The 15,776-nt window shown below is 43.5% G+C and carries 11 protein-coding genes and 1 pseudogene; 10 read left to right on the top strand and 2 right to left on the bottom strand.

What is annotated here, in order from left to right:
- Positions 1-174: 174 nt before the first annotated feature.
- The 4 genes from A361_RS24645 to prfB all read left to right on the top strand — a co-directional run bounded on the left by A361_RS24645 (position 175) and on the right by prfB (position 7,141).
- Positions 175-1,230: a YecA family protein gene (locus tag A361_RS24645; RefSeq protein ID WP_009331950.1), complete on the top strand. Its 1,056-nt coding sequence runs from the start codon at positions 175-177 to the stop codon at positions 1,228-1,230.
- Positions 1,231-1,343: 113 nt separating this feature from the next.
- Positions 1,344-2,702 (top strand): IS1182 family transposase, encoded by a 1,359-nt coding sequence (locus A361_RS24640; RefSeq protein WP_064328227.1) that lies wholly within the window; start codon positions 1,344-1,346, stop codon positions 2,700-2,702.
- A 466-nt stretch (positions 2,703-3,168) separates the two neighbouring features.
- Positions 3,169-5,679: a preprotein translocase subunit SecA gene (gene secA, locus A361_RS24635; protein ID WP_019382744.1), complete on the top strand. Its 2,511-nt coding sequence runs from the start codon at positions 3,169-3,171 to the stop codon at positions 5,677-5,679.
- Between the two features lie 348 nt (positions 5,680-6,027).
- Positions 6,028-7,141, top strand: a protein-coding gene (gene prfB, locus A361_RS24625) for a peptide chain release factor 2 (protein WP_099049186.1) whose coding sequence is annotated in 2 segments (ribosomal slippage) — positions 6,028-6,099 and positions 6,101-7,141 — 1,113 coding nt in all. Because the reading frame shifts where the segments join, the coding sequence is not laid out codon by codon here.
- 88 nt (positions 7,142-7,229) lie between these two features.
- Here the strand turns inward: prfB and A361_RS24620 are convergent.
- Complete coding sequence (locus A361_RS24620; RefSeq protein ID WP_162272019.1) at positions 7,230-7,901, bottom strand: tropomyosin; 672 nt, start codon at positions 7,899-7,901, stop codon at positions 7,230-7,232.
- Between the two features lie 245 nt (positions 7,902-8,146).
- Here A361_RS24620 and A361_RS24615 point away from each other — a divergent pair, with 245 nt between their 5' ends.
- The 5 genes from A361_RS24615 (at position 8,147) to A361_RS24595 (ending at position 13,085) form a co-directional block, all read left to right on the top strand.
- Positions 8,147-9,013 (top strand): YitT family protein, encoded by an 867-nt coding sequence (locus A361_RS24615; RefSeq protein ID WP_019383352.1) that lies wholly within the window; start codon positions 8,147-8,149, stop codon positions 9,011-9,013.
- 52 nt (positions 9,014-9,065) lie between these two features.
- Positions 9,066-9,419, top strand: a complete 354-nt coding sequence (gene cccB / locus A361_RS24610) for a cytochrome c551 (RefSeq protein ID WP_019383351.1) — start codon at positions 9,066-9,068, stop codon at positions 9,417-9,419.
- A gap of 589 nt (positions 9,420-10,008) precedes the next feature.
- Positions 10,009-10,695 (top strand): cell division ATP-binding protein FtsE, encoded by a 687-nt coding sequence (gene ftsE, locus A361_RS24605; RefSeq protein ID WP_009331896.1) that lies wholly within the window; start codon positions 10,009-10,011, stop codon positions 10,693-10,695.
- A complete protein-coding gene (ftsX, locus tag A361_RS24600) occupies positions 10,685-11,578 on the top strand; it encodes a permease-like cell division protein FtsX (RefSeq protein ID WP_009331895.1) in 894 nt (297 codons plus the stop codon). The genes ftsE and ftsX overlap by 11 nt, the downstream gene beginning before the upstream one ends.
- A 157-nt stretch (positions 11,579-11,735) precedes the next feature.
- Entirely contained in the window at positions 11,736-13,085 is a 1,350-nt protein-coding gene (locus A361_RS24595) for a murein hydrolase activator EnvC family protein (protein ID WP_019383350.1), read from the top strand.
- A gap of 83 nt (positions 13,086-13,168) precedes the next feature.
- On the opposite strand, the pseudogene A361_RS24590 reads toward A361_RS24595, so the two are convergent.
- Positions 13,169-13,973: pseudogene (locus A361_RS24590) on the bottom strand (manganese catalase family protein).
- A 198-nt stretch (positions 13,974-14,171) separates the two neighbouring features.
- On the opposite strand from A361_RS24590, the gene A361_RS24585 reads away from it, so the two are divergent.
- Positions 14,172-15,623 (top strand): S41 family peptidase, encoded by a 1,452-nt coding sequence (locus A361_RS24585; RefSeq protein ID WP_019383349.1) that lies wholly within the window; start codon positions 14,172-14,174, stop codon positions 15,621-15,623.
- Positions 15,624-15,776: the final 153 nt, after the last annotated feature.

The following is a 15,776-nucleotide window of genomic DNA, read 5'->3' as shown; positions in this document are numbered from 1 at the left end:
AACTGACCGATAAGACTGATGTATTGACCGAAATCAGATTAATCCATGCAAAAAAGCACGCAATCCCGGCTTCCTTAACCTGCCAAATGTTTAAATCCGCTTGATTAATGCCTAAACTGCTGATAAATGTTAGGATAGTAGAGTTAAACGAATTTTGTAGGAGAGATTTAGAAGATGTCAACAGTAAAAGTAAGCAGAAACGAACCGTGTCCATGCGGGAGCGGAAAAAAATATAAAAAGTGCTGCGGCAGCAAAGATGCTGTATCAATTAAGGATGTTTTGAATCACGAAGTTCTTGAGCTTCAAAAGGAAGTAAGGGCCTATGCGCTTACTCATTTTGCAGATGACATGAAAGAAGATTTCATGGATCTTCTGGATATCCTTGAAGACATTGAACCAGAGGAAAAAGAGTTTTATGAATTTGTACACTCTTTCTGGTACATTCTATTTGGAACGCTGGAAGATATGGACTCCATTATGGATGAGTTCATTCATGCAAAATTACCGGCCGTTGCTCGCCCGCGCTTAAAAAACATTCTAAAATCGTGGGGAGACAGCAAAGCGGCAGCTGGGATACTGACCGAGGTGACTGAAGATAAAGCAGCCATTAAAGATTGCCTGACCGGGAAGGTTTACAATATCTCCCTATTTGGTGATATGGACGTTCATGAAGGAAACTTTGCCTTTGCCATGCTTCTTCCTTATGGAGAAGAATATGTAGCGTTTCCGGCGATTTTCGACCTGCCAGGAGAAAATGCTGCAAAGTTTGCAGACTATATTCAGTATTCCTTCGAAGATGCAAAATACGATGATCCTGAAGAATACCTGGCTGAATACTTCATTGACCTCATGAATGACATACCAAAATCATTGGCAGTTCCATCTATGGACAATTTCGACTGGCCATCCAAGGGTGCAGAGCAGGTTGCCAACATGTTCCGGGACGACATGACAGAAGCCGGCGAAGAACCATGGCTGATCGGTATGGGGATTTCACTCTGGATGGAGTATCTGACGAAAACGGGCAAACAGGTCAAAAAGCCTGACAACTATGTTGCGGGTCTTCGATACCTTGTGAGCACGATAGCGCCAACTAAGGAAAATCTCACTCAGAAGGAATTCGGAGAGAAATACGGAATCAATGCGAACCGTGTCTCTGCTTATTATGGTGAAATTTATGATGCAGTTGAGAAAACCATTATTGAACTGATTGAATCGTCGAATTCATAAAAAGGAGAGCATTTTTGCTCTCTCAGGCTGTCGACAAACTCGATGAAAATCGTGCTTGTCTGCAGTCTTTTTTATTTTAAAATAGAAGTAATACAATGCTTGAGGTGATTTAAATGCTTTCAAAACATAATCCAATTCAACGGGATCAAATTAAAATGGTTGCTTTAGACGAACTTGTACCGGCGGACCATTTGGTCCGCAAAATTGAAGCGGCGATTAATTTCTCATTCATCTATGACTTGGTAAAAGATAAGTATTCAGAAAAAGGCCGCCCAAGTATTGACCCTGTAATATTAATTAAACTCACATTTATTCAATATACCTTCGGTATTCGCTCCATGCGTCAAACAATTGAAGAATTGAAAACGAATATGGCTTATCGATGGTTTTTAGGATATGGCTTTCACGATAAAGTTCCTCACTTCTCAACTTTCGGTAAAAATTATGAGCGCCGATTTAAAGACAGCGATCTCTTTGAACAAATATTTTACCGAATCTTAAAAACCGCAGCTGAAAAGAATTTAATTAGTGCTGAACACGTTTTTGTAGATTCTACTCATGTAAAAGCGAGTGCAAATAAACGCAAATTTGAAAAGAAAGTTGTTCGAAAAGAAACCCGTGCTTATCAAGAACGCCTTCAAGAGGAGATTAACCAAGACCGCGAGGATCATGGAAAAAAGCCGATTCCACCAGATAAGTTTGATAAAGAAGAATACAAAGAAATCAAGGAAAGTACAACAGATCCAGAGAGTGGCTACTATGTAAAAGATGAGCGTACAAAACAGTTCGCTTATTCTTTCCATGCGGCCGCAGACCGCAACGGCTTCGTGTTAGGCGCAATTGTAACCCCTGGTAACACGCATGATAGTCATATTTTAGAGCCATTGGTAGAACAAGTCATTGAGAAAGTTAGTAAACCAAAAGCTGTTGCGGCAGACGCAGCCTATAAAACACCTGCTATCACGAGCTACTTATTGAAAAACGACATCACACCTGCTTTACCTTACACACGACCTCGCACAAAAGAGGGTTTCTTCAGAAAACATGAGTATGCTTATGATGAGCATTTTGACTGTTACATTTGCCCAACTGGTGAGATATTAAAATATACTACAACTACAAAGGAAGGGTATCGTCAATATAAATCAGATCCTCGAATTTGTGCTGGATGCCCTTTCTTGTCTCAATGCACACAGAGTCAAGCACATCAAAAAATGATTCAACGTCATGTGTGGGAGGAACATGTGGAAGAAGCAGATCATCTTCGCCACCATCAAGACGTCAAACCGATCTATGAAAAACGCAAAGAAACAATTGAACGAGTATTCGCAGATGCAAAAGAAAAGCATGGCATGCGTTGGACAACCCTCAGGGGACTTAAAAAAATGTCGATGCAGGCGATGCTTACTTTCGCTGCCATGAATTTGAAGAAAATGGCCAACTGGACTTGGCAAGGTCCAGAAATGGCCTAAATGATAACCTCGGAGAGGTCTGCAATTCTCTGTAATTACTTGAAGTCCTACAAAAAATCAAAAAAAGAGTTCGGAATGAGACTATTCCGAACTCTTTTTGTCTACAAACTGGGAGAGCATTTTTGCTCTCTTTTTTTTGCGTAATGTGGATCAGGCGCGGACTGACCGATAAAGCGGATATATAGGCAGTATTCAAAAAAGAGAAGAGTGTATTTACCGAAACCCAACTATCAGCAAATTAAAGATCTGGAATAGCGCGCATGCGGCATAAGTTGTCACCCCCCTCCCAAAGTGGTAATATTAATAAAAAATAATGTGAATTTTCATGGGAGGATTCCGCCGGGAAAGAGCGAATCTTTAACTACCTATGCTTAAATAGACTTTGAAATTAGATATGCATAGTTCCGGGCCTTGAGTCATCAACAAGGCACTTGTGCTGTCATATCCAACATAAAGGAGCGTTTTTATGCTTGGGATTTTAAATAAAGTGTTTGATCAAAATAAACGCGAATTAAAACGCCTCACCAAAATGGCAGAACAAATTGATGCACTTGCATCTGATATGGAAAAATTATCGGACGAGCAGCTGCGCGAGAAAACGGAAGAATTCAAAGCCCGCTACCAAAAGGGCGAGACAGTCGATGATATGCTGACTGAAGCTTTTGCAGTTGTCCGCGAAGCAGCAAAGCGCGTTCTTGGCCTATATCCTTATCCGGTTCAGTTAATGGGGGGGATTTCCCTTCATGACGGAAATATTTCTGAGATGAAAACAGGTGAAGGTAAAACGCTGACTGCAACTATGCCGGTTTACCTCAATGCCTTAACCGGCAAAGGCGTTCACGTTGTAACGGTCAACGAATACCTTGCGAGCCGTGATGCCACTGAAATGGGCCAGCTTTACGAATTTCTTGGACTGACTGTCGGCTTGAACTTAAATGGGCTATCCAAAGAAGAAAAGCAGGCAGCATATGCTGCGGATATCACATACAGCACAAACAACGAGCTTGGATTCGATTACCTTCGCGATAACATGGTTCTCTACAAAGAGCAGAAGGTTCAGCGTCCGCTGCACTATGCCGTAATCGATGAAGTGGACTCCATCCTCATTGATGAAGCTCGTACACCGCTGATCATTTCAGGCTCAGCTCAAAAGTCCACTCAGCTTTATATCCAGGCTAATGCCTTTGTCAGCCGCCTGAAAAAAGATGAAGACTTCACATATGATGAAAAAACAAAAGGGGTGCAGCTGACAGAAGAGGGGATGACCAAAGCAGAGAAGGCTTTTGGAATCGATAACCTTTTCGACATCTCTCATGTTGCACTTAACCACCATATTACACAGGCATTAAAAGCACATTCCAGCATGCATCTGGATGTCGATTACGTTGTTCAGGAAGGCGAAATCGTTATTGTTGACCAATTTACCGGCCGTCTGATGAAGGGCCGCCGCTACAGTGATGGACTTCACCAGGCTATCGAAGCTAAGGAAGGCCTGGAAATCCAGAACGAAAGCATGACACTTGCAACGATCACATTCCAGAACTACTTCCGTATGTATGAAAAGCTTGCCGGTATGACTGGTACGGCGAAAACGGAAGAAGAGGAATTCCGCAATATCTATAATATGAACGTTATTGTGATTCCGACAAACCGCCCGATCGCCCGTGATGACCGTCCGGATTTAATTTATGCAACAATGGATGGGAAATTCCGTGCGGTTGTGGAAGATATCGCTGATCGCCACAAAAAAGGACAGCCTGTGCTTGTCGGTACAGTGGCTATCGAAACATCTGAAATCATTTCTAAATACCTGACCAAAAAAGGTGTTCCGCATAACGTCCTAAATGCGAAAAACCACGGCCGTGAAGCAGAAATCATCGCGGACGCAGGTAAGCCGGGTGCCGTGACAATCGCGACTAACATGGCAGGGCGCGGTACGGATATCAAGCTCGGAGAAGGTGTGAAGGAACTTGGCGGCCTATGCGTTATTGGTACAGAACGCCATGAAAGCAGACGTATCGATAACCAGCTCCGGGGACGTTCCGGACGTCAGGGAGACCCTGGTGTCACGCAATTCTATCTTTCCATGGAAGATGAATTGATGCGCCGCTTCGGTTCTGACAATATGAAATCGATGATGGAGCGCCTTGGAATGGATGACACTCAGCCAATCCAGAGTAAAATGGTTTCAAGAGCCGTTGAATCTGCGCAAAAACGCGTTGAGGGCAACAACTTTGATGCCCGTAAGCAGCTTCTTTCTTACGACGATGTTCTCCGTCAGCAGCGTGAGATTCTTTACGGTCAGCGTAATGAAGTTCTGGAGTCTGAGAACTTGAGAGAAATTGTTGAAAAGATGATCATGACCAGCATCCAGCGTAATGTGGAAGGGTATGCACCTGGACATGAAGACGAGGAAAACTGGAACCTGCAGGGCATCATTGACTACGTAAATGGAAACCTTCTAAATGAAGGCGACCTAACCGTAAATGATATCCGCGGCAAGGATACGGAGGAAATTGCCGAAACCATTTTTGCCAAGGTTAAAGAACGCTACAATGAAAAAGAGGAAATGCTTAGCCCTGAGCAAATGCGTGAATTTGAGAAAGTCATCGTGCTTCGTGCGGTTGACTCCAAATGGATGGATCACATTGACGCAATGGATCAGCTTCGTCAGGGAATCCACCTGCGTGCGTATGGCCAGACAGATCCGCTGCGCGAGTACCAGGGAGAAGGCTTTGCAATGTTTGAAAACATGATCGCTTCCATCGAAGAAGATGTTGCGAAGTACATCATGAAAGCCGAAATCCGCAACAACCTCGAGCGCCAGGAAGTGGCCAAAGGCCAGGCCGTCAACCCGAAAGAAGACGGTGAAAAGGTTAAGAAAAAGCCTGTCGTCAAGCAGATGGACGTTGGACGCAACGACCCATGCATCTGCGGCAGCGGCAAGAAATATAAAAACTGCTGTGGTGCAGAATAAGAAAAGCGGAAGCGCCTTGCCCTCGAAGGAACGCAGACTAAGAACGCCACGTCCTGTGGCAACGTCTGCATGACCCCCATCCTGGGGGCCCCAAGCACAAGACGAGCTTCCCGGAAAGGCGTTCTTTGCCTTTTTGGGAGGATTGGCTTGTGACCTCGAGGGGGTAGGAGCTGGAGCTAGACAATTATCGACGTTAAAAGTTTATTTATCACTTAAAATAAACAATTGAGCCGGCAACAGCTTTGCCGGCTTCTCTCTTGGAGAAAATTGAGATAAACCTAATAGGAAACATGTTTTTACAGATAATCAAGCTATAATATGAAAAAAATAATTTTTGAGGTGACGGAAATGGAATTAGCAGATATTCGCAATGAACTTGAAAAAACAGCTAAGATTTTAGCGGACTTTAGGGGGTCTCTTTGACTTAGAAAACAAAGAGGCGCGCATCGCTGAGCTTGATGATGTCATGCTGCAGCCTGGATTTTGGGATGACCAGCAGGCGGCACAGGTCGTTATCAGCGAATCAAACTCACTGAAAGAACAGGTAGTTGAATTCCACGATTTATACGAAACGTTTGAGAATCTGGAATTAACTTACGAGCTAGTAAAAGAAGAGAGCGACGCAGAATTGCAGGCAGATCTTGAGGAAGAACTCAAGGACTTGGTTAAGCGTCTGAACGATTTCGAGCTTCAGCTTCTTTTAAGCGAGGAATACGACAAGAACAATGCCATTCTTGAACTGCATCCGGGTGCAGGCGGAACCGAGTCACAGGACTGGGGCAGCATGCTGCTTCGTATGTATACACGCTGGGCAGAGAAGAAAGGCTTCAAAGTTGAAACACTTGATTACCTGCCAGGAGATGAAGCGGGCATCAAGAGTGTTACCCTTAGCATTAAGGGCCATAACGCATACGGCTACCTAAAGGCGGAAAAAGGTGTACACCGTCTGGTAAGGATCTCGCCATTTGATTCATCAGGACGCCGCCATACTTCATTCGTTTCCTGTGAAGTGATGCCGGAATTCAATGATGAAATTGAAATCGACATCCGTACCGAAGATCTGAAAATCGACACATACCGTGCAAGCGGCGCAGGCGGTCAGCATATCAATACGACTGACTCTGCTGTCCGTATCACTCACTTGCCGACCAATGTCGTGGTAACCTGCCAGACAGAGCGTTCCCAGATCAAAAACCGCGAACGTGCCATGAAAATGCTGCAAGCTAAGCTTTATCAAAAGAAAATCGAAGAGCAGGAAGCAGAATTGGCTGAAATCCGCGGTGAGCAAAAAGACATCGGCTGGGGAAGCCAGATCCGCTCCTATGTCTTCCATCCGTATTCCATGGTAAAAGACCACCGCACCAACACTGAAGTCGGCAACGTCCAGGGAGTTATGGACGGTGACCTGGATATGTTTATTAACGCATATTTGCGTTCGAAATTGATTTTGCCTCAGGATTAATGCGTAAAATAGCCTATGCTGGCATAACCGGCATAGGCTTGTTTTTTTATGGAATTATAACTGAGCTAGCCGGTGAATGGGGAGTGCTCTAGGAGTGGATGCGCTTTTTGAGCTGGTTTATTTCCATTTCTTGAACCCCGCTCTTTTCACTGAGGTGAACGATATCAATTTTTGTGCCTTTTATTGCGTCAGAGATGACGTTAAAAGTCTCTTCATGCTGTTCTAACTTCGTTTCAATATGCTTAAAATGACTTCTGAATTCTGTGGCATTGCTCTCAATCTGTTCAGAAAGTCTTTCAATGCCATTTCCAACAATTCCCAGCTTATTATCAACAGTATCTATACTGTTTTCAACGTTCCCAAGCCTGCTATTAACATCAGAAATATCATGATCAATGGAATCAAATCTCTGATCAATGGAATCGAACTTCTGATCAGCCGAATCAAATCTCTGATCAATGGAATCAAACTTCTGATCAACCGAATCAAATCTCTGATCAATGGAATCAAACTTCTGATCAGCCGAATCAAATCTCTGATCAATGGAATCAAACTTCTGATCAACCGAATCAAATCTCTGATCAATGGAATCAAACTTCTGATCAACCGAATCAAACTTTAGATCAATGGAATCAAACCTCTGATCAACCGAATCAAATCTCTTTGAATGTTCCTTTAAGGTACTTAAAATTTCATTAAGAATCTTCTCCGTTTTTCTCACCTCCTTTTCGACATTATACCACATGCCGCTGAATTTCATGCTGCTGAGAAAGCAGTACAAATGGACCCCGGAACAAAGCTTATAAACATTTAATACAAAAATCGGCATGATAAATTGACTGTTTTTGTCACAACATAATGAAAGGCAGAGGTAGGGAACTACAGTCTTTTAATACGGCAGTTTAATGGCATTTACAGGCTCAAGACTCCATGCTATACTCACTGACGGTAAAAATGGAATATGACTTAATTCTGTATAGATCGGGGACACCGGAGGGAGAAGAAATGGGCAAGAATAGAAGAGGATATACTTATAGTAAAAAAGCGGAGAGATTGCTGGAGTACATATATGTTTTAATAGGATCTGGAATTGTCGCCATTGCATTTAACGTGTTTTTGCTGCCCAATCGAATTGCATCAGGAGGGGTGAGCGGGATCAGTACGATCCTGGATGCGGTTGCTGGCTGGGAGCCCGCATACGTGCAGTGGGCATTTAATATACCGCTTTTTATTGCAGGCGTACTTTTGCTCGGCAAGCAATTTGGGGCAAAAACGCTGGCAGGAACAATCTTTCTGCCCTTAGTTGTTTTCCTTACAAAAGAATATGAGCCATGGACATCAGATCCGCTGCTGGCTTCTCTGTTTGGCGGAATTGGCGTTGGCCTGGGTTTAGGCATCGTTTTCCGGGGTAAAGCATCAACAGGAGGGACAGACCTTGCAGCACAGATTATTAACAAGTATACAGGTTTGTCTCTTGGAACCTGTGTTGCGATAATCGATGGATTGATCGTACTGTCGGCTGCGGTTATTTTCGACATAGAGCAGGGGCTGTATGCCTTAATTGCTTTATATGTAACAAGCAAAACAATCGATCTCATACAGCTTGGATTCAGCCGGACAAAGATGGCTTTAATCATTACTGAAAAACAAAATGAAGTTCGTGAAGGAATTTTGAATAAAATTGACCGAGGTGTGACAAAACTATCAGCATACGGTGGTTATACTGACCATGAACGCCCAGTCCTCATGTGTGTGGTGGACCAGACGGAGTTCACAAAATTGAAACAACTGGTTCAAACCATTGATCCTACTGCATTTATCATTGTTACGGATGCTTCTGAGGTGTTGGGCGAGGGTTTCAAACGAGCATAGTGTTGGTATAATATAGCTGTACTTAGTATTTTTTCCTGAGGGGGAATTATAGGTGAAAAAGAAGCTACTAGCATTACTGATGGGTACATCTTTAGTTCTTGCAGCCTGCGGCGGCGGAGACGATGCTGCTGAAGACAAGGACACTGCTACAAACGGCGGCGGTGAAACAACGACTGATACTGCTGATGCTGGTGATGCACAAAAGCTTTATGAACAGAAATGTTCAAGCTGCCACGGTGCAAACCTTGAAGGCGGTGTAGGACCTGCACTAGATAAAATTGGTGCCAGCCTATCACAGGAAGATATTGAAAACACAATTGCTAACGGTAAAGGAGCTATGCCTAAAGGATTGCTTCAGGGAGAAGAAGCTTCTGCAGTAGCATCCTGGCTAGCAGGCAAGAAATAATAGGGTTCTAAATAAAAACGTTCTGTTCAGCAGGGCGTTTTTATTTTTTCTGTTATCGTTAGGTATGCTGTTACTGATTTGATTGGAGCGGAAGGTGCGAGACTCCACGGAGCAGCAGCGGGACAGATGAGACTCCAAGACGAGAAACGCCGAAGATGCTCAGCGCCCGCCCCGCGGAAAGCGAGCATACTGAAGCGCAAATCAACGGACTGCATTAAGGTGCAAAAACAACGAGGTTATTTTCTTTACAGCTTTGCTGAGGAAAGACAATATGTGACAAATATCGAGTGAATGCAATATGCAAAAAGAAGGAAAAATTCTTCGATTGAGCGAATAAAACCCAAGAATATTAATGAAACTCAGGAAAAAAGTAACAATAGTTAAGGGATTGAAAAGAAACTGTAATAATTTTTTCCGTTATTTTGACAACTTATGATGTTATAATGGGTTGTGTGAGAATTTTAGATGGCTAATTAGGCAGTATTTACAAGTATTTTGTCATCCTCTATGTCGAAAGGATGTCGTTTTTTAGCGAAAAAAGCCGTCTGTTATTTAATTCTTAATACACACTAGATGCTAGGTGATATATATGATCGATATGAAAGACGTCTATAAGAGATACCCCAATGGCGTTACAGCAGCCAGCGGGATTGATGTGCATATCAAACAAGGTGAGTTTGTTTATGTAGTAGGACCGAGTGGTGCCGGCAAATCCACTTTTATCAAAATGATGTACCGGGAAGAAAAGCCTTCGAGCGGAACGATAACTATTGACGGAGTAAATCTGGCTACATTAAAGAATGCAAAGGTACCGCTAATGCGACGTAAAATCGGTGTCGTTTTCCAGGACTTTAAGCTACTCCAGACACTGACTGTCTATGAGAATGTTGCTTTTGCTCTTGAGGTTATTGAAGAGCATCCGAAGAATATTAAAAAACAAGTCATGGAAACTTTGGACCTTGTAGGTTTAAAGCATAAGGCAAGAATGCTTCCGACCGAATTATCAGGCGGGGAGCAGCAGCGTGTTTCCATCGCCAGATCCATCGTAAATTCTCCAAAGGTCGTGATTGCGGACGAGCCTACAGGAAACCTTGACCCGGATACTTCATGGGAAATCATGAACATTTTCGATGAAATCAACACGAGAGGAACGACTGTGGTCATGGCAACTCATAATAAAGAAATTGTTAACACGATTAAGCACCGCGTAATTGCCATTGAAGGCGGAAGGATTGTGCGTGACGAGCAAAGAGGTGATTACGGCTATGAAAGCTAGAACATTGGGCCGGCACTTCCGTGAAAGCTTTAAGAGCCTCGGACGAAATGGATGGATGACGTTTGCTTCGGCAAGTGCGGTGACAGTAACGCTCATTTTGGTTGGCGTATTTTTCGTCATTATGATGAATCTCAACAAGGTGGCTACAACCATTGAAGAGGACGTGGAAATCCGCGTTCACATCGATGTTGCTGCAAATGAGCAGGATCAGGAAGTTTTACGGCAAAAAATCGAAGGAATATCCGAAGTTAAAACAGTTGAATATTCAACTAAGGAAAAAGAGCTTGATAGTTTAATAGACAGCCTTGGTGAAGAAGGAGAAGCCTTCAAACTGTTCGAACAGGATAATCCGCTGAACGATGTATTTATCGTAAAGACGAAAAACCCGGCAGATACAATGAAAGCTGCGAAACAGATTGAAAAAATGGAATATGCCGCAAAAGTAAAATATGGCCAGGGGCAGGTTGAGAAGCTATTTAACTTTATCAATGCCGGCCGAAATGTTGGCCTTGTATTGATTATCGGCCTATTATTTACTGCTATGTTCCTGATTTCAAATACGATTAAAATTACGATCATGTCTCGAAGAAAAGAAATTGAGATTATGAGATTGGTAGGAGCAACCAATTCCTTCATCAGATGGCCATTCTTCCTGGAAGGCTTATGGCTTGGATTGCTTGGATCGATTATTCCGATTGCACTTGTTTCGACAGCCTACTATTATGCCTTTGATTATTTGGCGCCAAAGCTTGAAGGACACTTTATCAAGCTGCTGGAATTTAGTCCGTTTGTCTATCAGATCTCCGGACTTATTATCCTGATGGGTGCACTTATTGGTGTATGGGGAAGCTTGATGTCAGTCAGAAAGTTCCTGAAAGTATAAAACCAGCTTAGAAGGCCCTGCGGGGGGAACCTGTCCAGGCGCCTTCAAGCCTCATAATAATAGACGATTCAGCAGTGTTAAATGTTTCAGAGATAGTTAAAAAAATAGAACGATTGACCTGTACATATGGTGTTCATTGAAAGGAGAAATCGGAAAATTGAAGAAATCCATCATCACATTATCATTGGCTGCCATTTTGGGATTTGGCAGCGCAACAGTCGGACTGCCTCTTGAAAAGGCGTCTGCAGAAAATAAACTAAACGATCTAAACAGCCAAAAGGACAAAATTAACCAGCAGCGCTCAGGAGTAGAATCGAAGATTACCGATACAGATAAAAAGATTAACGAAAATCAGGGCGAGCAGCAGTCTGTACAAAGTGAGATTGAGCGCCTTGATAAAGCGATCAGTGATGCTTTAGCAAAGATTGAAGAGAAAAACGGCCAGATTGCAGAAACAAAAAAGGAAATTGAAAAATTAGAAGCCGAAATTGAAGTATTAGTAGAGCGCATCAAAAAGCGAAATGAACTATTAAAAGATCGCGCCCGCAACTATCAGGAAACTGGCGGAATGGTGAGCTATATTGATGTTTTAATGGGCGCGCAAAGCTTTGGAGACTTTGTTGAGCGCGTTGGAGCAGTTGCAACAATCGTAGAAGCTGACCAGGATATTTTAAAAGCGCATCAGGCGGATAAAGACGAGCTGGAGAAAAAACAGGCTCAGGTAAAAGAAGAGCTTGCCTCTTTAGAAAAGATGCGTGCCGAGCTTGAAAGCATGAAAAAGAGCTTAAATGCCCAAAAGGCAGAGAAAGATAAACTGCTTAAATCCCTAAAGCATGAAGAAGAGGAAATGCATGCTCATAAACTTGAATTAGCAGAAGAAAATGAAATTCTTGCAGCCCAGGAAGCAGCAATTCAAAAAGCGATCAAGCTTGAGCAGGAAAGACAAGCTGAGGCAGCAAGACAAGCTGAATTGGCAAAACAGAAAGCTGCTCAGGAAGCGGCTAAAAAGAGCAGCTCTTCATCAGCAGGAAGTTCATCAGCAGGAAGCAGCTCATCATCTGACAGCGGTTCATCAAGCAGCCCGCAGGTTACACCACCTTCAGTATCAAGCGGAGCCTGGACAAAACCGGCTGCAGGAAGACTTTCTTCAGGTTTTGGCGGCCGTTCATTAGGCGAGCACTATGGTGTTGATATAGCATCAGGCGGTACAGTGCCAATTGTGGCAGCTGCAGATGGTGTCGTAATCCGTTCATACTATTCCAGCAGTTATGGAAATGCAATATTTATTGCTCATTCTATTGGCGGACAAACTTACACAACTGTATACGCTCATATGAGAAGCCGTTCTGTAGGCTCTGGCCAGACTGTTTCTAAAGGCCAGCAAATCGGTATCATGGGTAATACTGGACAATCTTATGGCCAGCATCTGCACTTTGAACTTCACAGAGGTTCTTGGAATGCAGCAAAATCAAATGCGATTAATCCTGTAGGCATTGTGCCTCTATAAAAAATAGTGAAAGTGGAAGGAGCTAAGCTTCTTCCACTTTTCTTTTACCCGTAAAGCAGGTCTTTTATCCTATTAACAGCGTTTTATTTTACGCTTGGAGGAGTGTCATGAATATATGGAGGAGCCGGCTTCAGCTTAGGTGCTGGAGCAAAAGGCGGAACTTCCTGCATGTATTGGAAGGTTCCCTGGCCATCCATGCTCCGTCCTTGAGCCCAGCGGCCCTGGCTGCTTTCATCTCCTCTTGAAAGGTTCATAAATACATAGGAAAACTCTTCTTTTTCAAGCTCCTTCGGGAATGTGCTTGGCACGGTTTTCCCTTCCTGGGCTTCAAGCTCTTTTATCGCAGCAAGCCATTGGTTTTGATGCATGCGGTCACGGGCAATTAGGAAGGCCAGCATTTCCTTGACACCGCGGTCATCAGTCATTTCATACAGACGGACAGCCTGCAGACGTCCCTGGGACTCGGCATTCAGGTTTGCACGAAAATCAGCCAGCAGGTTTCCGCTGGCTACGATGTAACCACCCTGCCAAGGGACCCCGACACTACTGACAGGCATGGCACCAAGACCGGAAACAATCACATGCTGCGGGTTCATTCCGCCCAAAATCGCAGCAAGAAGCGGATCCTGGGCAGCTTTTTCCTGCTCTTTTTTACAGGAGCTCCATCCATCAGGCGGGCAATCATGGTGGCAAGCATTTCAATATGGGCCAATTCTTCGGTCCCCGTATCCATTAATAAATCCCGATATTTACCATACTTTCGTGCACCCCAGCCTTGAAATAAATACTGCATGGCCACAGACATTTCCCAAAATTGTCCGCAAATCAGCTCCTGGAGCTTTTTAGCATACACCAATTATATTGAAGTTCTTTGATGGGATAGAACATTTGCACACATCCTTTATGTGAAAATCCCCTTAATATATTCTTAAATTGAGATATTGTGCATATGCCTAACCTGATTATTGAAAACATAACTTGTCCTTATCCTGCATAGGATGTGATGAGCAAGGTCATTCATCATTCATGATGGAAAGTTACTATAAAGGCCTAAGAGACCGCTGCAAAATAGAAAGGGAGATGAAGATGAGCAGAAAATGGATCGCCGTTCTGATGACGGGATCTTTGCTGACAGGAGCTGGCGGTACATATGCAGGCATGCAGTGGCTGGCAAAGGAAGCTCCGCAGACAGGGGCAGGAAATCAATTAATAGATTCTAAGGAAAACGGAACACAAATTGAAAAAGAGGAAATCGAAAAGATGGAAACGGCCTATCAGTTAATCTTAAATAGCTATGTGGAAAAAGTAGAGGAAAAGCAGCTCGTGGAGGGAGCCATCCAGGGCATGCTTGCAACCCTTGAAGATCCTTACTCTGTTTATATGGATGAAGAAACAGCAAAACAATTCAGTGATACACTGGAATCTTCTTTTGAAGGAATCGGGGCAGAAGTCAGCATGGTGGAAGGTAAGATCATCATTGTTGCACCGTTTAAAGATTCGCCAGCTGAAAAAGCAGGGCTTAAGCCAAAAGATGAAATTTTAAAAGTGGATGGGGAAAGTGTGGAGGGTCTTGATTTATATAAAGCTACCATGAAGATCCGCGGGAAAAAAGGAACAAAGGTAGAGCTTGAAATTGCGCGCCAGGGACTGAAGGAACCTTTAAAGGTAGAGGTAAAAAGAGATGAGATTCCACAAATTACAGTATACTCGGAAATCAAGAAGCAAAGAGGAAAGAATGTAGGATATCTGGAAATCACCTCCTTTTCCGAAGAGACATCCAAGGAATTTGCCAAACAGCTGAGTGAAATGGAGAAAGAGGGGATTGAGGGCCTTGTAATCGATGTGCGCGGAAATCCCGGAGGCCTCCTGACATCAGTACAGGAAATCCTGAAGGAATTGGTTACGGCTGATAAGCCATATCTGCAGATAGAAAAACGGGATGGAGAAAAAATGAGGTATTTCTCCACGCTTGAAAAGCCTAAAAGCTATCCGATTGCTGTACTTGTTGATAAAGGGAGTGCATCTGCATCGGAGATTCTTGCCGGCGCTTTAAAGGAAGCTCAAGGGTACGCCATAATCGGTGAGAACTCATTTGGGAAGGGCACTGTTCAGCAGCCTGTTCCGATGGGAGATGGCAGCAATATCAAGCTTACTTTGTTTAAATGGCTGACACCTGACGGAAACTGGATCCATAACAAGGGAATCAAGCCAACTCTCGAGGTTAAACAGCCAGACATCTACCAAACACATCCTTTGCAGGTGGAGAAGCCTTTGACAATCGATATGAATAATGAAATGGTGAAGAATGCACAGGGAATTCTGGCGGGCCTTGGATATGCTCCAGGAAGGACAGATGGCTACTTCAATGATTCCACTGCAGCCGCTGTAAAAGCATTTCAGAAGCAAAAAGAGCTTGAAGCATCCGGCCGGATAGACAAGAAAACAGCAGCAGCGCTTGAACAGGCCGCCATCGAGGAAATGAGGAAAGAGCAGAATGACCTTCAGCTGCAAACGGCTCTGAGATATATTGCAAGATAGCGAATTTTGTCGAATGTAAACTTTCATTAGCAGAAGGGATTTTCCTTCTGCTATTTTTGTATTTGAGCCAGATTGTGATAGGTTTTGGAAGGCGCTTTTGGTAGAATATAGAGTAATAGAGTTTTCTGTTTGTTACATAATTCATGAGAATTT

The organism is Cytobacillus oceanisediminis 2691, from assembly GCF_000294775.2.
Classification (GTDB): Bacteria; Bacillota; Bacilli; order Bacillales; family Cytobacillaceae; genus Cytobacillus; species Cytobacillus pseudoceanisediminis.
The sequence above is the reverse complement of the archived record's forward strand: the minus strand, read 5'-3'. Positions and strand labels throughout refer to the sequence as shown.

Bases quoted from the DNA above. Each gene is read 5' to 3' on its own strand.
- A361_RS24645 (WP_009331950.1), top strand. From the start codon at position 175: ATGTCAACAGTAAAAGTAAGCAGAAACGAACCGTGTCCATGCGGGAGC.
- A361_RS24640 (WP_064328227.1), top strand. From the start codon at position 1,344: ATGCTTTCAAAACATAATCCAATTCAACGGGATCAAATTAAAATGGTT.
- secA (WP_019382744.1), top strand. From the start codon at position 3,169: ATGCTTGGGATTTTAAATAAAGTGTTTGATCAAAATAAACGCGAATTA.
- A361_RS24620 (WP_162272019.1), bottom strand. From the start codon at position 7,901: ATGAAATTCAGCGGCATGTGGTATAATGTCGAAAAGGAGGTGAGAAAA.
- A361_RS24615 (WP_019383352.1), top strand. From the start codon at position 8,147: ATGGGCAAGAATAGAAGAGGATATACTTATAGTAAAAAAGCGGAGAGA.
- ftsE (WP_009331896.1), top strand. From the start codon at position 10,009: ATGATCGATATGAAAGACGTCTATAAGAGATACCCCAATGGCGTTACA.
- ftsX (WP_009331895.1), top strand. From the start codon at position 10,685: ATGAAAGCTAGAACATTGGGCCGGCACTTCCGTGAAAGCTTTAAGAGC.
- A361_RS24585 (WP_019383349.1), top strand. From the start codon at position 14,172: ATGAGCAGAAAATGGATCGCCGTTCTGATGACGGGATCTTTGCTGACA.